General features: G+C 72.0%; 2 protein-coding genes. Both read left to right on the top strand.

What is annotated here, in order from left to right; all coding sequences use genetic code 11:
- Positions 1-287: 287 nt before the first annotated feature.
- On the top strand, positions 288-1,268 hold the full coding sequence (locus QH283_RS00065) for a glycosyltransferase (protein ID WP_280500974.1): 981 nt from the start codon (positions 288-290) through the stop codon (positions 1,266-1,268).
- 52 nt (positions 1,269-1,320) lie between these two features.
- The coding region (locus tag QH283_RS00060; RefSeq protein ID WP_280500973.1) for a glycosyltransferase at positions 1,321-2,120 on the top strand (800 nt) is incomplete at its 3' end.

Here is a 2,120-nt window from a genome sequence, read left to right as displayed (position 1 = left end):
ACCTGCCGGTCGAGTTCGGCGGCGGTGGTCATGGGCACGGTGCCGACGGTGGCACCGGTGGCGGGATCGAGGATGACCATCGTGTCGGTGGCCGTTCGGTTCTCGGACACCCGGACAGCGTTCGGTGCGCTCATGCCCCGGGTGTTGCCTGGCGCGTCCTGCCCAAACAACGCCCGTCCCGGACAGCGCCCACGCTGGGAAGCGCCCACGCCGGGACGGTACAGCCCCGTACCCGTGGCTCCCGCCGGACCTTGTTTGAGGTGTCGGTGAAAGGCAAGAGCTAGGGCATGGCCACGACGGGCGAACCGCTCGCGATTCTGCTCTGGCACGTCCACGGCTCCTGGACCACCTCGTTCGTCCAGGGCAGGCATCGTTGTCTGTTGCCGACCCTGCGCGGCGGCGGCCCCTGGGGGCGCGGGCGCGGTGGGCGGGACTGGCCGTCGGCGCAGGAGGTGCCCGCGGCGCGGCTGCGGGAGGCCGAGCCGGATGTGGTGGTGCTGCAACGGCCCGAGGAACTCGAACTGGTGGAGCGCTGGCTGGGGCGCCGCCCCGGCTTCGACATCCCCGCGGTCTACGTCGAGCACAACACGCCACGCCCGCAGGCGGCGACCACCAGGCATCCGCTGGCCGAGCGCGCCGACATCCCGATCGTGCACGTCACCCACTTCAACGAGCTGATGTGGGACAACGGCCGCGCACCGACCCTGGTCGTCCCGCACGGGATCGTCGATCCCGGCCCGCTGTACACCGGCGAGCTGCCGCACGGCGTCGCGCTGATCAACGAACCGGTGCGGCGCGGGCGGATCACCGGCACCGATCTGCTGCCGCGATTCGCCCAGATGGGTCAGGTCGACCTGTACGGCATCGGGGCCGAGGAGTACGTCGCGCCGGAGCCGACCGCCCACCCGGTCCGGCCGATCGGCGACCTCGCCCAGGCGCGGCTGCACGAACAGATGGCCCGGCGCCGGGTCTACCTGCACACCGCCCGCTGGACCTCGCTCGGTCTGTCGCTGCTGGAGGCCATGCACCTGGCGATGCCGGTCGTCGCCCTGGCCACCACCGAGGCAGTGGCGGCGGTTCCGCCCGAGGCGGGCGCGATCTCCGCCGACGTCGCCGAGCTGACCGCGCGGTTCCGCGAACTGCTGCACGAGCCCGACCTGGCGGCGCTGACAGGTAAGTCGGCTCGCGAATTCGCCACGGAGCACTACGGAATCGACGCCTTCGTGCGCCGCTGGGACGCCCTGCTCACCGAACTCGCCGCCCGCTGACCCCCGATCGACCGCCCCGGATCGACCCGCCCCACGGAAGAAAGGCCCGAGCATGGAGATCGCGATGGTATCCGAACACGCGAGCCCGCTCGCAGCCCTGGGCGGTGTGGACGCGGGCGGGCAGAACGTCCACGTCGCGGAGCTGTCGGCCGCGCTGAGCAGGCAGGGGCACGACGTCACCGTCTACACCCGGCGCGAGGACCGGGACGCCTCCGAGTGCGTCACCACCGAACAGGACTACCGGGTGGTCCACGTCCCCGCCGGGCCCGCCCGGGTGCTGCCCAAGGACGAACTGCTGCCCCACATGGGCGAATTCGGCGACTTCCTGGCCGATCGGTGGCACACCGAACGACCGGACGTGGTGCACGCGCACTTCTGGATGTCGGGGCTGGCCGCCCAGGCCGCCGCAAGCCCCGCCGGTATCCCGACCGTGCAGACCTTCCACGCGCTCGGCGTGGTGAAGCGCCGCCACCAGGGCGCCGACGACACCAGCCCGCGGGAGCGGATCGAACTCGAACAGCGGATCGCCCGCCGAGCCGACCGCATCATCGCCACCTGCGCCGACGAGGTCTTCGAGCTGGCCAGGATGGGGGTGCCGCGCAGCCGCACTTGTGTGATCCCGTGCGGGGTGCACCTCGGCCAGTTCGGCCTCGACGGGCCCGCCGAGGAGAAGGCCGCGCCGCACCGGATGATCAGCGTCGGCAGACTGGTGCCGCGCAAGGGATTCGAGACGCTGATCTGCGCGCTGACCGGTCTGCCCGACACCGAGTTGGTGATCGTCGGCGGCGCGCAGGCCGGTGAACCCGCAGACGACCCGGAGGGCAGGCGGCTGCTGGCGCTGGCCGACGAACT

Origin of the sequence: Nocardia farcinica (genome assembly GCF_029867845.1) — a bacterium.
GTDB classification, from domain to species: Bacteria; Actinomycetota; Actinomycetes; order Mycobacteriales; family Mycobacteriaceae; genus Nocardia; species Nocardia farcinica_A.
Note: the sequence above shows the minus strand (reverse complement) of the source record. Positions and strands in the feature narration are given on the sequence as shown.